Annotated in this window: 15 protein-coding genes; 13 read left to right on the top strand and 2 right to left on the bottom strand. The window is 71.7% G+C overall.

Annotation, left to right across the window (positions count from 1 at the left end; genetic code table 11):
• The first annotated feature begins 189 nt into the window (after positions 1 to 189).
• The 3 genes from AC3WXD_RS25760 (at position 190) to AC3WXD_RS25750 (ending at position 4,568) form a co-directional block, all read left to right on the top strand.
• Complete coding sequence (locus AC3WXD_RS25760) at positions 190 to 1,425, top strand: MFS transporter (RefSeq protein WP_492324935.1); 1,236 nt, start codon at positions 190 to 192, stop codon at positions 1,423 to 1,425.
• Positions 1,426 to 1,605: 180 nt separating this feature from the next.
• Positions 1,606 to 3,183, top strand: coding sequence for a DUF1800 domain-containing protein (locus AC3WXD_RS25755; protein ID WP_492324934.1), 1,578 nt, complete (start codon positions 1,606 to 1,608; stop codon positions 3,181 to 3,183).
• Between the two features lie 20 nt (positions 3,184 to 3,203).
• Positions 3,204 to 4,568, top strand: coding sequence for a DUF1501 domain-containing protein (locus AC3WXD_RS25750; RefSeq protein WP_454732655.1), 1,365 nt, complete (start codon positions 3,204 to 3,206; stop codon positions 4,566 to 4,568).
• A 10-nt stretch (positions 4,569 to 4,578) separates the two neighbouring features.
• Here AC3WXD_RS25750 and AC3WXD_RS25745 read toward each other — a convergent pair whose 3' ends face one another.
• The gene (locus AC3WXD_RS25745) at positions 4,579 to 5,163 is read right to left on the bottom strand and encodes a gamma carbonic anhydrase family protein (protein ID WP_020205053.1); all 585 of its coding nucleotides are present in this window, start codon (positions 5,161 to 5,163) and stop codon (positions 4,579 to 4,581) included.
• A gap of 163 nt (positions 5,164 to 5,326) precedes the next feature.
• On the opposite strand from AC3WXD_RS25745, the gene AC3WXD_RS25740 reads away from it, so the two are divergent.
• The 10 genes from AC3WXD_RS25740 to AC3WXD_RS25695 all read left to right on the top strand — a co-directional run bounded on the left by AC3WXD_RS25740 (position 5,327) and on the right by AC3WXD_RS25695 (position 15,392).
• Positions 5,327 to 6,262 (top strand): hypothetical protein, encoded by a 936-nt coding sequence (locus tag AC3WXD_RS25740; RefSeq protein ID WP_492324933.1) that lies wholly within the window; start codon positions 5,327 to 5,329, stop codon positions 6,260 to 6,262.
• An 83-nt stretch (positions 6,263 to 6,345) separates the two neighbouring features.
• Positions 6,346 to 6,840: a MarR family winged helix-turn-helix transcriptional regulator gene (locus AC3WXD_RS25735; RefSeq protein WP_020205055.1), complete on the top strand. Its 495-nt coding sequence runs from the start codon at positions 6,346 to 6,348 to the stop codon at positions 6,838 to 6,840.
• A 241-nt stretch (positions 6,841 to 7,081) separates the two neighbouring features.
• Positions 7,082 to 7,507, top strand: a complete 426-nt coding sequence (locus AC3WXD_RS25730; RefSeq protein ID WP_492324932.1) for an organic hydroperoxide resistance protein — start codon at positions 7,082 to 7,084, stop codon at positions 7,505 to 7,507.
• A 127-nt stretch (positions 7,508 to 7,634) separates the two neighbouring features.
• Positions 7,635 to 8,570 (top strand): LysR family transcriptional regulator, encoded by a 936-nt coding sequence (locus tag AC3WXD_RS25725; RefSeq protein ID WP_492324931.1) that lies wholly within the window; start codon positions 7,635 to 7,637, stop codon positions 8,568 to 8,570.
• A 109-nt stretch (positions 8,571 to 8,679) separates the two neighbouring features.
• Positions 8,680 to 9,084: a CzcE family metal-binding protein gene (locus AC3WXD_RS25720; RefSeq protein ID WP_454732660.1), complete on the top strand. Its 405-nt coding sequence runs from the start codon at positions 8,680 to 8,682 to the stop codon at positions 9,082 to 9,084.
• Positions 9,085 to 9,316: 232 nt separating this feature from the next.
• On the top strand, positions 9,317 to 10,321 hold the full coding sequence (locus AC3WXD_RS25715; protein ID WP_020205059.1) for a tripartite tricarboxylate transporter substrate binding protein: 1,005 nt from the start codon (positions 9,317 to 9,319) through the stop codon (positions 10,319 to 10,321).
• Between the two features lie 68 nt (positions 10,322 to 10,389).
• On the top strand, positions 10,390 to 10,791 hold the full coding sequence (locus AC3WXD_RS25710; protein ID WP_059412247.1) for a Zn-ribbon domain-containing OB-fold protein: 402 nt from the start codon (positions 10,390 to 10,392) through the stop codon (positions 10,789 to 10,791).
• Positions 10,788 to 11,957: a thiolase family protein gene (locus tag AC3WXD_RS25705; protein ID WP_492324930.1), complete on the top strand. Its 1,170-nt coding sequence runs from the start codon at positions 10,788 to 10,790 to the stop codon at positions 11,955 to 11,957. Before AC3WXD_RS25710 ends, AC3WXD_RS25705 begins: the two co-directional genes overlap by 4 nt.
• A gap of 28 nt (positions 11,958 to 11,985) precedes the next feature.
• Positions 11,986 to 14,130: a 3-hydroxyacyl-CoA dehydrogenase NAD-binding domain-containing protein gene (locus AC3WXD_RS25700; protein ID WP_492324929.1), complete on the top strand. Its 2,145-nt coding sequence runs from the start codon at positions 11,986 to 11,988 to the stop codon at positions 14,128 to 14,130.
• A 179-nt stretch (positions 14,131 to 14,309) separates the two neighbouring features.
• Entirely contained in the window at positions 14,310 to 15,392 is a 1,083-nt protein-coding gene (locus AC3WXD_RS25695; RefSeq protein WP_492324928.1) for an FUSC family protein, read from the top strand.
• 13 nt (positions 15,393 to 15,405) lie between these two features.
• On the opposite strand, the gene bglX is transcribed toward AC3WXD_RS25695, so the two are convergent.
• A complete protein-coding gene (gene bglX, locus AC3WXD_RS25690; RefSeq protein ID WP_492324972.1) occupies positions 15,406 to 17,694 on the bottom strand; it encodes a beta-glucosidase BglX in 2,289 nt (762 codons plus the stop codon).
• Positions 17,695 to 17,775: the final 81 nt, after the last annotated feature.

Below are 17,775 nucleotides of genomic sequence, written 5' to 3'. Positions count from 1 at the left end.
CGATATACATCGCAACCTTGCTGGGGAGCCTCCTGCGCCGCTTTTCGCTTCGCTTCTTGCGCCGCTGCTTGCCTTGCTTTCTGCCGCACTTCCCGTGCCGTCGTGTGTATTGCGCATCATCTGGTTGCTTAAGGAAACCATGTTGGCTAGACTCCATCTGGTTTTCTGACGCAACCAGATGGAGTCTCCATGACCATGAATGCCGCCGCGCCGTGCGCGCGCGCTCCCGCCGCGGCGCCGGCCCGCATGGCCCCCGCGCTGGTGTGGCTGTTCGCGCTGGCCTGCGGGCTCAGCGTGGCCAACGTCTATTACGCGCAGCCGCTGCTCGACGCCGTGGCGCGCGAGTTCGGCTTCGCCGAGAGCGCCGTGGGCATCGTGGTGACGGCGACCCAGGCCGGCTGCGCGCTGGCGCTGCTGCTGCTGGTGCCGGTGGGCGACCTGATGGACCGGCGCCGGCTGATCCTGGCGCAACTGCTGCTGCTGGCCGTGGCGCTCGGCGCGGTCAGCCTGGCCGGCACGCGCGCCGCGCTGCTGGCCGGCATGCTGGCCGTGGGCCTGCTCGGCACGGCCATGACGCAGGGGCTGATCGCGTTCGCCGCCACGCTGGCGGCGCCCGACGAGCGCGGGCGCGTGGTGGGCGCCGCGCAGGGCGGCGTGGTGACGGGGCTGCTGGCGGCGCGCGCGCTGGCGGGCGTGCTGGCCGACCTGGCCGGCTGGCGCGCGGTGTACGCCACCTCGGCCGTGCTGGCGCTGCTGCTGTTCGCGGTGCTGGTGCGCCGCCTGCCGCGCCAGGCCATCGCGCCGGCGCGCCTGGGTTACGCGCGCCTGCTCGGCTCGATGTTCGTGCTGCTGCTCGGCGAGCGCACGCTGCAGATCCGCGGCGTGCTCGCCATGCTGATGTTCGCCGCGTTCAGCGCGTTCTGGACCACGCTGGTGCTGCCGCTGAGCGCGCCGCCGCATGCCATGTCGCACACCGCCATCGGCGCTTTCGGCCTGGTGGGCGCGGCCGGCGCGCTGGCCGCGGCGCGCACCGGCCGGCTGGCCGACCGCGGCCTGGGCCAGCACACCACCGGCGTGGCGCTGGTGCTGCTGCTCGCCTGCTGGCTGCCCCTGGCGCTGGCGCCGCAGTCGCTGTGGCTGCTGGTGGCCGGCGTGCTGGTGCTCGACCTCGCCGGGCAGGCCATCCACGTCACCAACCAGAGTCTGGTGTTCCGCGTGCGGCCCGAGGCGCACGGCCGCATGGTGGGCTGCTACATGCTCTTCTACGCACTGGGCAGCGGCGCCGGCGCCATCGCGTCGACCCACGTCTACGCGCGGGCCGGCTGGAGCGGCGTGTGCGTGCTGGGCGCGGTCATCAGCCTGGCGGCGCTGGTCTTCTGGGCGCTCACGCTGCGCGCCATGCCCGCGCAGGCAGGCCAGCCCTGAGCTGGCGGCGGCCAGGGGAGCGCGGATGGCGGCCTGGGCTTTCGTTTTCCTTGCGGAGCGGGATCCGTTTCCGGGCGTAAAGTCCGGGTAAATCACGGCACGTTCGCGTCAACCGAACCGCATCCGTCCGCGTCAGAGCGGTGTCACCCACGCGCTCGCGCGAGCCGAGACAGGACCGCCATGCCTCTTCGCTTTCCACGCCTGACGACAACGTTGTACCTGGCCGTGGCCGCCGCGCTGCTGGCCGCCTGCGCGCAGGGCGGCGGCCCGCGGGACGGCGGCGCGTCCGCCGCCGCGCTCGGGCCGGCCGACCTGCACTGGCTCAACAGCGTGACCTTCGGCGCCGACCAGGCCGGCATCGAGCGGCTGCGCAGGCTGGGCCGCGCGCGCTATCTCGACGAGCAGATCGCGGCGCCGGCGCAGGACGGCGGCGAGCTCGCCGCCGCCATCGGCGCGCTGAGCATCGCGCAGCAAAGCGGCGCGCAGCGCCTGAGCGGCGTGCGCGCCGAGCAGCGGCGCATCAACGCGCTCGCCGACGAAGACGAAAAGCAGAAGGCGCGCGAGGCGCTCAACCGCGCCGGCAGCGAGGTGCTGCTCGACACCAGCCGCCGCCATCTGCTGCGCGCGCTCTACTCGCCAGCGCAACTGCGCGAGCAGATGACGTGGTTCTGGATGAACCATTTCAGCGTGTACTCGGGCAAGGGTTCGGTGCGCTGGGTGCTGGCCGACTACGAGGACCGCGCCATCCGGCCGCGCGCGCTCGGCCGGTTCCGCGACCTGCTGATGGCCACCGTGACCGCGCCCGCCATGCTGGAGTACCTGGACAACGCGCAGAGCGCCGCCAACCGCATCAACGAGAACTACGCGCGCGAGCTGATGGAGCTGCACACGCTCGGCGTGTCGGGCGGCGCCAGCGGCTCGCGCTACACGCAGCAGGACGTGCAGGAGCTGGCGCGCGTGCTGACCGGCCTGGGCATCAACGCCAGCGGCGAGCCGCCGAAGCTGCCGCCGCAGAAGCAGGCGCTGTACCGCGCCGACGGCGTGTTCGAGTTCAATCCGAACCGCCACGACTTCGGCGCCAAGACCCTGCTCGGCCACCGCATCGAGCCGTCCGGTTTTCACGAGGTGGAGCAGGCCGTCGACATCCTCAGCCGCGATCCGGCCACGGCGCGCTTCATCTCGGCCAGGATCGCCGCGCACTTCGTCGGCGACGCGCCGCCGCCGGCGCTGGTCGAGCGCATGGCGGCGGCGTTCACCAGGAGCGACGGCGACATCGCCACCGTGCTGCGCACGCTGTTCCTGTCGCCCGAGTTCGATGCCACGCTGGCCTCCGGCACGCGCCGCTTCAAGGACCCGATGCAGTTCGTGGCGTCGTCGCTGCGGCTGGCCTACGACGGCCGCATGGTGGCCAACCTGCGCCCGGCCATCGGCTGGCTCAACCAGCTCGGCGAGCCGCTCTACGGCCGCGTCACGCCGGACGGCTACCCCGCCGCGGAAAGCGCGTGGGCCAGCTCGGGCCAGATGGTCAAGCGTTTCGAGATCGCGCGCGCGATCGGCTCCGGGCAGGCCGGCCTGTTCTCGAAGGACGACGGCAAGCCGGCCGAGCGCACGGGGTTTCCGCAGCCGGGCAACCGCGTCTTCTTCGACAGCATCGAAGCCACGCTCGGCCCCGCCACGCGCACGGCCATGACGCAGGCGGCGTCGCAGGCGGAATGGAACACGATACTGCTGTCCTCGCCCGAGTGGATGCAGGACTAGACACGACACGGGAGCATCTCATGCAACGACGTGAATGGCTCAAACGCGCCGGCATGGCCGGACTGGCCACGCTGGCGCCCGGCATCGTCGCGCGCGCCTATGCGCTGCCGCAGCAGGCCGACGCGCGCTTCCTGCTGGTGTTCCTGCGCGGCGGCTACGATGCCACCAGCGTGCTGGTGCCGGCGGGCAGCGATTTCTACTACGCCGCGCGGCCCACGATCGCCATCGCGCGGCCTGTCGCGCCCGCCGCGTCCGATACGCCGGCCGACCCGCGCGCGGCGCTCTCGCTCGCGGCGGCTTCCGACGGCGGCGCCGACCGCGGCATCGGCGACTGGGCGCTGCATCCCGCGCTCAGGGACAGCATGCTGCCGCTGTGGCGGAAGCGGCAGCTTGCCTTCGTGCCGTTCGCCGGCACCGAGGACCTGTCGCGCAGCCACTTCGAGACGCAGGACGGCGTGGAGGCGGGCCTGCCGCTGGCCGGCGCCAGCGGCGCGCGCAGCGTGGCGTCGCTGCGCGGCACCGGCTTTCTCAACCGGCTGGCCGGCGTCATGGGCGGGCGCGCCGCGCCGGTGGCCTTCACCGACGGCCTGCCGGTGGTGCTGAGCGGGCCGCTCAACGTGCCCAACGTCTCGCTCAAGGGCACCGGGCGCACGCCGTTCGACGAGCGCCAGACGCGCGTGCTGGCGCAGATGTACCGCGGCACGCGCTTCGAGTCGCTGATCGACGAAGGCTTCGAGCTGCGCCAGACCGTGGCGCAGGAGGCCGAGGCCATGCAGCGCCGCAACGCCATGCTGGCGCAGGGCGGGCAAGGAGGACAGGGCGAGGGCGACGCCGCGATGGCCGGCCGCATGCAGGAGATGCAGGCGGCCAACCGGCGCGCGCTCAGCGCCCGCGGCTTCGAGCTCGAGGCGCGCCGCATGGCCGGCCTGATGCGCGAGCGCTTCAACCTCGGCTTCATCGACGTGGGCGGCTGGGACACGCACGTCAACCAGGGCGGCGCGCAGGGGCAGCTGGCCAGCCTGCTCGACAACCTCGGGCGCGGCATCGCCGGCTTCGCCGAGGAGATCGGCCCCGCGTGGAACCAGACCACGCTGGTGGTGGTGTCCGAGTTCGGCCGCACCTTCCGCGAGAACGGCACGCGCGGCACCGACCACGGCCACGGCACGGTGTACTGGGTGGCCGGCGGCGCGGTGCGCGGCGGGCGCATCGCCGGCGAGCAGGTGGCGGTGGAGCAGCGCACGCTCAACCAGAACCGCGACTGGCCCGTGCTCAACGAATACCGCGCGCTGCTGGGCGGCCTCTTCCGGCGCCTCTACGGGCTGGACGACGCGCGCCTGGCGCAGGTGTTTCCCGGCGCGCGCGCCGTGGACCTCGGGCTGGTCTGACAGCGCGGACTCAACCGGCCAGCGCCTTCAGTTCCGCCTGCAGCTTCGCCATTTCCTGCATCACCTCCGCCGTGAACGCGGGGCCTTCCCAGGCGCGGTAGTTCTGCTGCGCGTAGGCCAGCGCGTTCTTGTAGTAGAGGAAGGCATTGAGCCGGTTGCGCACGTAGCTGTTGTGCGTGCGCGTGACCTTGCCGGGGCTGCCCATCACGATGGAATTGGGCGGGATCACGGTGCCTTCCTTGAGGAAGGCATGGCCGGCCACGATGCTGTTGTCGCCGATCACGCAGGCGTCCATGATGGTGGCGTTGATGCCGATCAGGCAGTTGTCGCCGATGGTGCAGCCGTGGATGGTGCAGTGATGGGTGATCGAGCAATGGCTGCCGATGAGGGTGGGCGTGCGGTCGCCCACGTGCAGCATGGCGAAGTCCTGGATGTTGGTGTACGCGCCGATCACGATTTCCGTGTGCTCGGCGCGCGCGGCCGCGTTGATCCAGATCGACGCGTGCTCGTGCACCGTGACCTTGCCGTAGAGGTAGGCCGATTCATGCACGTAGGCGCTCGGGTGGATGCGCACGTCGGGTCCGATCACTGCCATTGTCGTCTCCTGGTTGTGATGATGCCGCGATGGTGTCGTGATGGCTGGCTCCGGCCGATTGTACGCGCCGGCCGCCGGCTGCGGATTGTGCCGCGGCGGCGGCGATGCTACCTTCGCTGCATGACGGCGGCCGGTGCCGCCGCGGCCCAGCCTGGGATACCAAATGACAGTTCCTCCTTGCCGGACCGACGCCCGCGCAAAACCGGGCGCGCCCGCGCGGCTCCGCCTGCCGGCGCTGCTGCTGTTGCTGTGCGGCGTCCTCGGCGCCGCGCGGGCGCAGCCGGCCGCGCCCGCGCTCACAGACAACGCCGCCGCCGGCGGTGCGACCGCCGCATCGGCGGAGCCGCCGCCGGCCGCGCCGGGCACCATCTGCGACACCGGCTGGTTCCGCTCCGGCGCCCGCACGCAGATGGAAGCCGACGGCGACATGCCGATGTCGATCACCATGACGATCCGCCACCCGGTGCGCACCGAGACCGGCTGCAGCGCCTGGCTGACGATCCATTCCAAGTCCGCGCTGGCGGCGATGATGGGGCCGCCGGTGGTGATGGACCAGGTGCACCACATGAATTTCGACCGCGCGGCCGGCGGCACCGGCGGCACGGTCAGCAGCCAGCGCGCCACCATCAATGCGCGGGCGCGCTATACACGCCTGTTCGGCGAGGCCTCGTTCCAGGGCCACGGCGTGCTCAGCTACGCCGGCCTGGCGGTGCGCGAAGGCGCGGTGCTGCCCGGCGAGACGCTCACCTCCAGCCTCGACCTGGAGATCCACAGCCTGGCCACCGACGCCTTCGTCACCACCATCCGCGCGCCGTCGGCCTCCGTCACCATCGGCGAGCGGCGCGTGGGCCGCGCGCGCGCCATCGAGACCACGCTGGGCCGCCGCGAGTGCATGCCGATCACCTACGAGAAGCGCAACTCGCTCGGCCCGGTGCTGATGGGCGACGAGGTGATTCAGACCGAACCCGCGGTCATGGAGATCACCGACTGGTACTGCCCCACGGAGTCCTTCGTGCTGCGCACGGAGGTGCGGCAGAAGGGCAAGGTCGAGACCATCGACACCACCGCGCTGGGCCTGCTGGGAGACGACCAGCCGTGAGACCCCGCGCGGCGGCGCGGAAAAATCTGGGGCGCGGAAAAAATAGCTTGCAATTGAATCGTGCGCGATATAAATTACGGCTCATGGACACGAAACGCACTCCCCGGAACAAGCAGGCAGCGCCCGGCGCCGGTCTCGACAGCGCCTCCGTGCTGCTGCTGGACCACCAGTTCTGCTTTTCCGTGTATGCCACTTCGCTGGCCCTGAACAAGCTTTACCGCAAGTTGCTGGCGCCGCTGGGCCTGACCTATCCGCAATACCTCGTGATGATGGTGCTGTGGGAGGCCGATGGCCTGACGGTGTCGGACATCGGCGCGCGCCTGCACCTGGACTCGGCCACGCTGACGCCGCTGCTCAAGCGCATGGAAGCGCAGTCGCTGCTGCGACGCGAGCGCGCCGCGGCCGACGAGCGGCAGGTCATCGTCACGCTGACCCCGCACGGGCGTGCGCTGCGGCAGCAGGCCGAGGCGGTGCCGCGTGCGGTGCTGTGCGCGGCCGATTGTGGCATCGAGAAGATCGCGTCGGTCAAGGCGGAGCTCGACAAGCTGCGCGAGCGCTTCGCCGACGCGGGCAGTTGAATGGGCAGTTGAAGGAAGGCGCGGGCGAATGCCCCGCCGGAACGCAATATATATAGTGCGCGATTTAATCGCCAGCGATGTTAAGTGCCGCAACCGGGCACTGGCGATGCGCGGCAGATAGTAGATAGTAAGTAGCAGCAGGCAGCAGCACACGGCAGTACCGCAGCAGGCAGTACCCCATAACCCCTCGGCTCCCCGGAGCCGGCAGTGTCACTCTCAGTCAACGAACCGGAGATTCATCATGTCGATCGAAAAAGTCCTTTACCGCGCCAGCGCCACCGCCACCGGAGGCCGTGACGGCCGCTCGGTGTCTTCCGACAACGTGCTGGACGTCAAGCTGGCCACCCCGCGCGAGCTGGGCGGCGCGGGCGGTGCCGGCACCAACCCCGAGCAACTGTTCGCCGCGGGCTATTCGGCCTGCTTCCTGGGCGCGCTGAAGTTCGTCGCGGCCCGCGAGAAGATCGCGCTGCCCGCGGATACCTCGATCACCGGCCAGGTCGGCATCGGCGCGATTCCCACCGGCTTCGGCATCGAGGTGGACCTGAACATCTCGCTGCCCGGCGTGGACCGCGCCGTCGCGCAGTCGCTGGTCGACAAGGCCCATATCGTGTGCCCGTACTCGAACGCCACGCGCGGCAACATCGACGTGCGCCTGACGCTGATCTGAGGCGCCGCGCCGGCGGCCCGCCTCCGCACGGGGAGACGGGCCGCCGGCATGCTCTAGAATCGCGGCAGGACAAGGCTTGCCATCCGGCAACGCCTTGCGCCGCCACGAAAACAAGAACGGAGACACCGTGCGTTACGAACTGACGGACCTGCGCCTGTTCCAGGCCATTGCCGAAGCGCAGAACCTGTCCAGCGGGGCCTCCGCGATCCACATCACGGCATCCGCCGCCAGCTACCGCCTGAAGAACCTCGAGCATGCGATGGGCACGCCGCTGTTCGTGCGCAACGCGCGCGGCATGGAGCTCACGCCCGCCGGCCAGACCCTGCTCGCGCACGTGCGCGAACTGCTGCAAGGGGTGGAGCGCATGCACGGCGAGGTGGGGCGCTTCTCGGCCGGCCTCAAGGGCCATATCCGCCTGCTGGCCAACAGCAGCTCGCTCAACGGCTTCATCATCCCCAGTGTGAGCCGCTTCCTGGCGGCCAACCCGGACGTCAACATCGACCTCGAAGAACGCGCCAGCCAGGCCATTCCCGCCGCGGTGGCGGCGCAGGAGGCCGACATCGGCATCCTCGCCGGCGACATCGATGCCGGCGGCGTGCGCGCCGAGCGCTATGCCGTGGACGAACTGGTCCTCGCCGTGCCGCCCGACCATCCGCTCGCGCGGCAGGCCGAGCTGCGCTTCGGCGCGGCGCTCGAATTCGATTTCGTCTGCATGAGCCGCGGCAGCAGCAATTTCCTGTTCCTGCGCGACATGGCGCAGCGCGCCGGCAAGAGCCCCAACGTGCGCCTGCACGCGCACAGCTTCGAGGCCGCGCTGTCGCTGGTGGAGGCCGGCGTGGGCGTGGCGCTGGTGCCGCGCAGCGTGGCCGCGCAGGCGCTGCGCGAGGCGCGCGTGGCCGGCGTGCGGCTGGCCGAGCCGTGGGCGCGCCGCGAGCTGAACCTGATCGTGCGCGCGGAGCGCAAGCTGCCGTCCTTCACCGCCGCCTTCGTGCGGTTCCTGCTGGACGATCCGCGCGTGGCGGCCACGCGGGAAGACGTCCCGCCGCCGGGCCGGGAGGCATGAATAAACCGACTTCGTTTCGGTTGATTAAATCATTTCAAGAATACGTGGCGGGTCATTACACTTTCTTCGTGTACTCCTGATGACAGGGGTGCGCACAAGGAAAAACACAATGACCAAAAAGCAAAAGCTGGCCGCCGCGCTGGCACTCTCCCTGCTCGCCACGTCACCGGCGTGGAGCGCCGGCACGCCCTCGCAAGCCCTCTCCCCGACCGCCTCCGATACTTCCCCTTCCGCCCCCGCCACCAGGGCGAGCCGCGTGGCCGCGCTGTTCGGCAGCCCCGCCGACCTGCGCGCCACCACGCGCACCGTGACGCTCGCGCCCGGCATGAACTACGTCAACGTTGCCTCCGGCGAATCGGTGGCCTTCAACGCCGGCGGCAGGAGCGCGGGCTGGACCTTCCTCGAGGCCGCCGGCGGCACCTCGTTCGACATGGCGCTGATCCTGCCGGACCTGCCGCAGGCCAGGGGCATCCGCGTGTACGTGGGCGCCAGCGATGTGTTCCACGGCGGCTGACGCGCGCGGCGGCGGGCTGACGGCGTTGGCGGCACGGCAGATGTGAGCGCGGGCCGGCGCGCCGCCGGCCGAGCGTTCCAATTCCACGAACTGCCGGTTCGAATTTTTCGGATGGCCCGATGGCGGGCGCGAAAAATATACTGGCTGCCAGCTCCAGGCCCGTGGAAGGCGGCTCCTTCGTCTCATGCCGGTCCGGCGGCGACATACAAGAACGATTCATCCGGAGACAGCCGTGAAACCCTTCCAGGCCCGCCTGCGCCTGCTCGCCTTGTGCGGCAGCATCTTTTCCACCTTCCTCGCGGCCGGCGCCGCGCACGCGCAGCCGGCCGCGGCCGAAGCGTGGCCCGCCAAGCCGGTGACCATCGTGGTGGCGTTCGCGCCCGGCGGCATGACCGACATCGTCGGGCGCCTGCTGGCCGCCGAGCTGTCGCAGGCGTTCAGGCAGAGCTTCGTGGTGGAGAACCGTCCCGGCGCGGCCGGGCAGGTCGCCACCGAGTACGTGGCGCGCAAGCCCAGTGACGGCTACACGCTGCTGCTCAGCGCGACCGGCCACGTGATCGGCCCGGCGGTGCAGAAGAACGTGCGCTATCAGCCGGTGAAGGATTTCGAGCCGATCGCGCTGATCGCCAAGGCGCCCAACATGCTGGTGGTGAACCCGTCCGTGCCGGCCCACACGCTGCCGGAGTTCATCAAGTGGGCCAAGGCGCAGCCGAGCGTGCCCTACGGCTCGGCCGGCGTGGGCGGCTCCACGCACCTGGCCGGCGAGCTGTTCCGGCAGGTGGCCGGCGTGCCGCTGGTGCACGTGCCGTACAAGGGGGCGTCGCCGTCCACCAACGACGTGGTGGCCGGGCAGATCCCGATGGTGTTCCAGGATTCGATGAGCGTGTCCGCCTTCATCGCCGCCGGCAAGCTGCGGCCCATCGCCGTGACCAGCGCCGAGCGCAGCAAGCTGTTTCCCGAGCTGCCGACCATCGCCGAGGCCGGCTTCAAGAATTACGACCTCTACACCTGGCTCGGCCTGTACGCGCCGGCCGGCACCGCGCCGGACATCGTGGCGCGCCTGAACCGCGAGGCCAACCGCATCATGCGCTCGCCCGCGATGGCCGAGAAGCTGCGCAAGCAGAGCGCCGAGGCCGGCGGCACGCTCGACCCGGCGGCGTTCCGCCAGTACGTGGAGGCCGAAGTGGCCAAGTGGCAGCGCACGGTGCAGGTCACCGGCGTGAAGGTGGACGAGTGAATCCCCGCTCAATCCGTTCGACACACTCAATCCATTCGACCCACTCAACCCATCGCGGAGCGGCTTCCATGCACGGCAGCACAGGCGCGTCCACCGACAGCGAAACCCGGGGCGCGGACACTTTCTATTTCGCCAGCCTGGCGCGGGGCAGCTTCGTCATGCCGCGCTGCGCGGACTGCGGGCGCTGGCATTTCTTCCCGCGCGTGCTGTGCCCGCACTGCGGCTCCGACGCGCTGGCCTGGCAGGCGCCCTCGGGCGGCGCCACGGTGTATTCCACCACCACGGTGCGCCGGCCGGAAGGCGACTACAACGTCAGCCTGATCGACCTCGACGAAGGCCCGCGCATGATGAGCCGGGTCGCGGGCGTGGCGCCGGACGCGGTGCGCATCGGCATGCGCGTGCGCGCGCGGATCGCGCAGGAGGCGGCCGGGCCGCTGCTGGAATTCGTCGTCGCGCAGGTGCAGCCATGAGCGACACGCACGGCACGCGGCGCGGCGCCGTCGCCATCCTCGGCACCGGGCTGGCCGGCCTGGGCCACGCGGGCGGGCGCACCGAGCAGGAGATCATCGCGCAGGCGGCGCACGCGGCGGTGCGGGCCAGCGGCCTGCGCATGCGCGACATCGACGGCATCATCACCGCCAGCCTTACCTCGCCCTGGTGGGTGATGCGCATGGCCGAGTACCTCGGCATCCGGCCGCGCTTTTCCGACAGCACCATGTTCGGCGGCTCGTCCTTCATCGCCGACCTCAAGATCGCGGCGATGGCCATCGAGGCCGGCGAGTGCGACAACGTGCTGGTCTGCTACGGCGCCACGCCGCGCAGCGCGCCGAGCAGCACGCGCCAGAACCAGATGCGCGCCGAGCTGGACCCGCAGCCCTACGAGCATCCGTACAAGCCGTTCAACCCGCCCAGCAGCTACGCGCTGGCGGCGGCGCGCCACATGCACCAATACGGCACCACGCGCACGCAGCTGGCCGAGGTGGCGGTGGCCGCGCGCAAGTGGGCGCAGCGCAACCCCGATGCGTTTGCGCGTGGCCCGCTGAGCGTGGACGACGTGCTCGGCGCGAAGATGATTTCCGATCCGCTCACGGTGCGCGACTGCTGCCTGGTGACGGACGGCGCCGGCGCCTTCGTGGTCACGCGCGCCGACCGCGCGCGCGGCCTGCACGCCAGCCCCGTCTACGTGCTCGGCTGCGGGCACGCGCACTGGCACCGGCAGATCTCGTGCATGGACGACGTGACCGTGACCCCGGCCGTGGAGTCGGGCCGCAAGGCCTTCGCCGAAGCCGGCCTGACGCCGGCCGACATCGACGTGGTGGAGCTGTACGACGCCTTCACCATCAACCCGATCCTGTTCCTGGAGGACCTCGGCTTCTGCGCCAAGGGCGAGGGCGGCGCCTTCGTCTCGGGCGGGCGCATCGAGCCCGGCGGCGCGTTCCCGATGAACACCAACGGCGGCGGGCTGTCGTGCACGCACCCGGGCATGTACAGCATCTTCCTGGTGATCGAGGCGGTCGCGCAGCTGCGCCGCGAGGCCGGCGCGCGCCAGGTGCCGGGCGCGCAGGTGGCGCTGGTGCACGGCAATGGCGGCGTGCTGTCGAGCCAGGCCACGGCCATCCTGTCCACCGCAGTCTGAACCTTCACCGCATCTTCGCGAGCCTGCCATGACACTGCCTTCCGCCAGCATCCCGGACAACATCGCCCTGAGCCCGACCGTGCGCTACCAGCGCCACGGCCGCGTGGCCGTGCTGCTGATCGACAACCCGCCGGTCAACGGCCTCGGCGACACCGTGCGCCTGGGCCTGTACGAAGGACTGGCCGCGGCGGCGCGCGACGACACCGTCGCCGCCGTGGCCATCCTCGGCGCCGGCAAGGCGTTCTGCGGCGGCGCCGACATCCGCCAGTTCAATACGCCGGCGGCCAGCGCGCGGCCCACGCTGCGCGAGGTGATCGCGCGCATCGAACAGTCCGCCAGGCCGGTGGTGGCGGCCATCCACGGCGTGGCGCTGGGCGGCGGCATGGAGCTGGCGCTCGGCTGCCACTACCGCATCGCCAGCGCCGATGCCAGCCTGGGCCTGCCCGAGGTCAACCTCGGCCTGGTGCCGGGCGGCGGCGGCACGCAGCGGCTGCCGCGCCTGATCGGCGTGGCGGCGGCGCTGGATCTGATCCAGTCCGGCCGGCCGGTGCGCGGCGAGCGCGCGCTGGCGCTGGGCATGGCCGATGCGCTGATCGAGGGCGAGCCGCTTGCCGCCGCGCTGGCTTTCGCGCGGCGCGTGGCGGACCTGCCGGGCGCGCATCCGGTGATCGCGCGCCGGCCGCGCGCCGACGGCGCGGGCGTGGACTTCGCCGCGCGCGTGGCCGCGGTCGGCGCGCGCGCCCGCAACGCGCTGGCGCAGCGCACCGCGATCGCCTGCGTGGAGGCGGCGACGCGCCTGCCGCTGGAGGCGGGGCTCGATGCCGAGCGCGCGCATTTCGACCAGCTCGTGGCCGGCCCGGAATCGCAGGCGCTGCGCCACCTGTTCTTCGCCGAGCGCGAGGCGCCCAAGGTCGCCGCCGCGCCGGCGGGCGAGGCGCCGCGCGAAGTGGCGCGCGAGGTGGCACGCGTGGGCATCCTCGGCGCCGGCACGATGGGCGCGGGCATCGCGATGGCGTTCGCCAACGCCGGCATCCCGGTGACGCTGTGCGAGCAGCGCGAGGACGCGCTGGCGCGCGGCATGGCGCAGATCCGCCGCAACTACGAGATCACCGCGGCCAAGGGCAAGCTCACGCCGCGGGACGTCGCGCAGCGCATGGCGCGCATCACGCCCACGCTCGCCGACACGGAGCTGGCGCAGGCCGACCTCGTGATCGAGGCGGTGTTCGAGGACATGGCCGTCAAGCAGGCCGTGTTCGCCCGGCTCGACGCGATCTGCAAGGCGGGCGCGATGCTGGCCACCAATACCTCGCGGCTGGACGTCGACGTCATCGCGGCGGCGACCTCGCGCCCGCGCGACGTGATCGGGCTGCACTTCTTCAGCCCCGCCAACGTGATGAGGCTGCTGGAAGTGGTGCGCGGCCGGCAGACCGCGCCGGCGGTGGTCGCGGCCTGCATGAAGCTGGCCCGGGACATCGGCAAGATCCCAGTGCTGGTGGGCGTGTGCGAAGGCTTCGTCGGCAACCGCATGCTCACGCCCTACTGGCGCGAGGCCGGTTTCCTGCTGGAAGAGGGCGCCTCGCCGCGCCAGGTGGACGGCGCGCTGACCGGCTTCGGCATGGCGATGGGCCCGCTGGCGATGGCCGACCTCGCCGGCATGGACATCAACTGGGCCACGCGCAAGCGGCTGGCGCCGACGCGGCCGGCCCACCTGCGCTACTCGAAGGTGGCCGACCGCATCTGCGAGCTGGGCCGCTTCGGCCAGAAGACCGCGGCCGGCTACTACCGCTACGAAGCCGGCAGCCGCGCGCCGCTGCCGGACCCGCTGGTCGACGGGATCATCCGCGCCTGCGCGGCCGAGGCCGGCATCGCGCGCCGCGCGGTGGACGACGCGGAAATCGTCGAGCGCTGCATGCTGGCGCTGGTCAACGAAGGCGCGCGCATCCTGGAAGAGGGCATCGCGCGGCGCGCCTCGGACATCGACGTGGTGTACGTGCATGGCTACGGCTTCCCGGCGTGGCGCGGCGGGCCGATGTTCCACGCGCAGCGCCTGGGCCTGGCGCGGGTGCTGGAGCGCATCCGCGCGCTCGAAGCCGCCCACGGCGGGCACTGGGCGCCCGCGCCGCTGCTGGTGCGGCTGGTGGCCGAGGGGCGCGCCGCGTTCGACGCCGACTGAGGGGCGGGACGAGCGGCGCTTCGCCGCCGCCGCCGCCGCCACCGCCGCGCGCATGGCGCGTGCCGGCCTGCTATGCTCCGGGCTTTACCAGCCATCATGGAGTCGAGCGTGCACGCGCCTTCCGCCGCCGGTTCGCGCCGGACGAACCCCTGCCCCGGCCGCCGCGCGGCGACGCCGGCATGACGGCGCGGCCGCTCCTGCTGCGCCTGCCGCCGTGGCTGCGCCCGCTGCTGCGTCCGCTGCTCGACCCGGCGCGCCGCTACCGGCACGCGCGGCTGATCCACTCGGTGCGCGTGGCGCTCGGGCTGCTGGCCTCGATCGCGCTGACCACCGGCATGGACATCCCGCACGGCGAATGGGCCTCGATCACGCTGCTGGTGGTGGTCGGCGGCCTGCAGCACCAGGGCAACATCCGCCGCAAGGCGGCCGAGCGCGCGCTCGGCACGCTGATCGGCGCGGGCGCGGGGCTGGCGATCATCCTGCAGCAGTCGTGGCTGCAGGCGCCGCTGCTCAGCTACGCGCTGATCGCGGTCGCCTGCGCCGTGTGCGCGTATCACGCGATCGGCAAGGGCGGCTACATCGCGCTGCTGTCGGCCATCACCATCTTCATCGTCGCCGGCCACGGCGAGAACGCCATCGCCGACGGCCTGTGGCGCACGGCCGACGTGCTGATCGGCATCGCGGTGGCGCTGCTGTTCTCGTTCGCGCTGCCGCTGCATGCCACCTACACCTGGCGCCACAAGCTGGCCGAGGCGCTGCGCAGCTGCGCGCGCATGCAGACCGCCATCGCGCTCGACGCGGACCTCGACGCCGCCGCCCTGCAGCGCGCGATGATGCTGCAGGGCAGCCTGCTGGTGGCGCTGCGCGGGCTGATGCCGTCGGTGGCCAAGGAGACCAACATCCCGATGGCGCAGCTGGAGTCGATCCAGCACGGGCTGCGCGTCTGCATCAGCCTGCTGGAGGTGCTGGCCGCGGTGCGGCCGCGGCAGCAAGGTGCGGAAGATGGCACGGATGACGGCGCCGCCGTGCGCGCCCAGCTGGTGGCGACGGCGCGGCGCATGCAGTCGATGCTGATCGGCATGGCGCGCGCGCTGGTCCACGGCGTGCCGGCGCGGCTGGCCGCGCGCGGCGCCGCCGTGCCCGCGATGCCGGCGCTGTCAGGGCCGTGGGCGGGCTACCTGTCGCTCACGCAGCGGCTGGAGTGCGAGTTCGCGCAGGTGCGCGAGGCGCTGGCCGCCACCGCCGGGCAGTGGAACCTCTGATGCCGGCGCGGCGCTAGCGCAGCACGAAGCCGCGCTCCCGCACCGCCTGCGAGTCGAGCCCGATCTGCACCGTGAAGTCGCCCGGCTCGGCAACGTAGTCGAGCTGCGCGTTGAAGAACTTCAGCATGTCCTCGTCGATGGCGAAGCGCACCTCGCGCGCCTCGCCCGCCTTGAGCATGAGCTTGCGGAAGCCCTTGAGTTCCTTCACGGGCCGCACCACCGAGGCGGCGACGTCGCGCAGGTAAAGCTGGACCACGGTCTCGCCGTCGCGCGAGCCGGTGTTCTTCACCGTCACGCTGGCCTCGATGCGGCCGCCGCGCGCCATCACCGGGCTCGACAGCACCACCTCGGACACGCTGAAGTCCGTGTAGCTCAGGCCGTAGCCGAACGGGTAGAGCGGGCCGGGCTGCTCCTCGAAGTATTGCGAGGTGTAGTTGGGCGGCTCGCCCGGCCGGTACGGGCGGCCGATGCGCGGGTGGTTGTAGTAGGTCGGGATCTGGCCGAGCGAGCGCGGAAAGGAGATCGGCAGCTTGCCGGCGGGGTTGTAGTCGCCGAACAGCACGTCGGCGATGGCGTGGCCGCCCTCGGTGCCGGCGTACCAGGTCTCGAGCAGCGCGTCGGCGTTTTCCTTCTCCCAGCCGAGCGTGAGCGGGCGGCCGTTCATCAGCACCACCACCAGCGGCTTGCCGGTGGCCTTGAGCGCGCGCAGCAGCGCGTCCTGGCTGCCCGGCAGCGACAGGCTGGTGCGGCTCGACGCCTCGTGCGACATGCCGCGCGACTCGCCCACCGCGACCACGATGGTGTCGGCGCCGCGCGCGGCCGCCACGGCCTCGGCCAGCATCTCGTCCGGGGCGCGCTTGTCCTGCACGATCTCCGGCTTGTCCCAGTTCATGAAGTTCAGGTAGCCGACCACGCCGGCGTCGTCGGTCACGTTGGCGCCGCGCGCGTAGACCACGCGGCCACTGGCGCCGAGCGCGTCGCGCACGCCCTGCAGCAGCGTGACCGACTGCCCGGACTTGCCGGCGGCCGACCAGCTGCCCATGATGTCGATGGGCGCGTCGGCCAGCGGGCCGATCACGGCGATGGTGCCGGCCTTCTTCAGCGGCAGCGTCTGCGCGCGGTTTTCCAGCAGCACCAGCGAGCGGCGCGCGGCCTCGCGCGCCGCCGCGCGGTGCAGGCGGCTTTCCGCGTCGATGTCGGGCGGGTCCTGCTCGGCCTTGCCGATGCGCCGGTACGGGTCCTGGAACAGCCCCATGTCGTACTTGGCGCCGAGCACCTCGCGCACCGCGCCGTCGATGTCGCGCATGGGCACCTCGCCCGCCTTCACCAGTCCGGGCAGGTAGGCCAGGTAGGCCGAGTCGTGCATGCTCATGTCCACGCCGGCGCGGATCGCCAGCCGCGCCGCCTCGCGCCCGTCCTTCGCCACGCCGTGCTTGGTCAGCTCGTCGATGGCGCCGTGGTCGCTCACCGTGACGCCCTTGAAGCCCCAGCTCTTGCGCAGCAGGTCGCGCAGCAGCCAGGTGTTGGAGGTGGCCGGCACGCCGTTGACCGAGTTCAGCGCGATCATGACGCCGCCGGCGCCCGCGTCGACGCCGGCGCGGTACGGCGGCAGGTAGTCCTGGTACATGCGCAGCGGGCTCATGTCGACCGTGTTGTAGTCGCGCCCGCCTTCGACCGCGCCGTACAGCGCGAAGTGCTTGACGAAGGCCATCACGCTGTCGGCGCCGGCCGGCGAGCCGCCCTGGAACCCCTTGACGCTGGCGCGCGCGTACTGCGAGACCAGGTAGGGGTCTTCGCCGAAGCCCTCCGAGGTGCGCCCCCAGCGCGGATCGCGGGCGATGTCGACCATCGGCGCGAAGGTCGCGTCGAGGCCGTCGGCGCTGGCCTCGATGGCGGCGATGCGCGCGCTCTGCGTCACCGTGGCGAGGTCCCAGCTCGAGGCGAGCCCGAGGCTGATCGGGAAGATGGTGCGGTGGCCGTGCACCACGTCGTAGGCGAAGAAGATGGGAATCTTCAGGCGGCTGCGCCGGACCGCGGCGTCCTGCAGCGGCCGGTTCTCCGCGGGCGTCACCGAATTGAAGGTGCCGCCCACGCGGCCCGCGGCGATCTCCTCGAGCAGCCGCGGCTGGGGCATGTCCGCGCCGATGCTGATCAGGCGCAGCTGGCCGATCTTCTCGTCCAGCGTCATGCGTTTCATCAGGTCCGCGATGAATGCGTTCTTGTCGCCGGCGTGGTCGGGGGCGGGACCGGCAAGCACCGGCGAGCAAACAAGACTGGCCGACAGGGCCAGCGAAACAAGCATTCTCATCTGATTGTCATCCAAGTGGCGCGGCAGGTCCGGCGCACCGCGATAGTGCGCGCTGGCCGTCCTGCCGGCTGTCCG

Source organism: Cupriavidus sp. FW216-B1, assembly GCF_058789195.1.
Note: the sequence above shows the minus strand (reverse complement) of the source record. Positions and strands in the feature narration are given on the sequence as shown.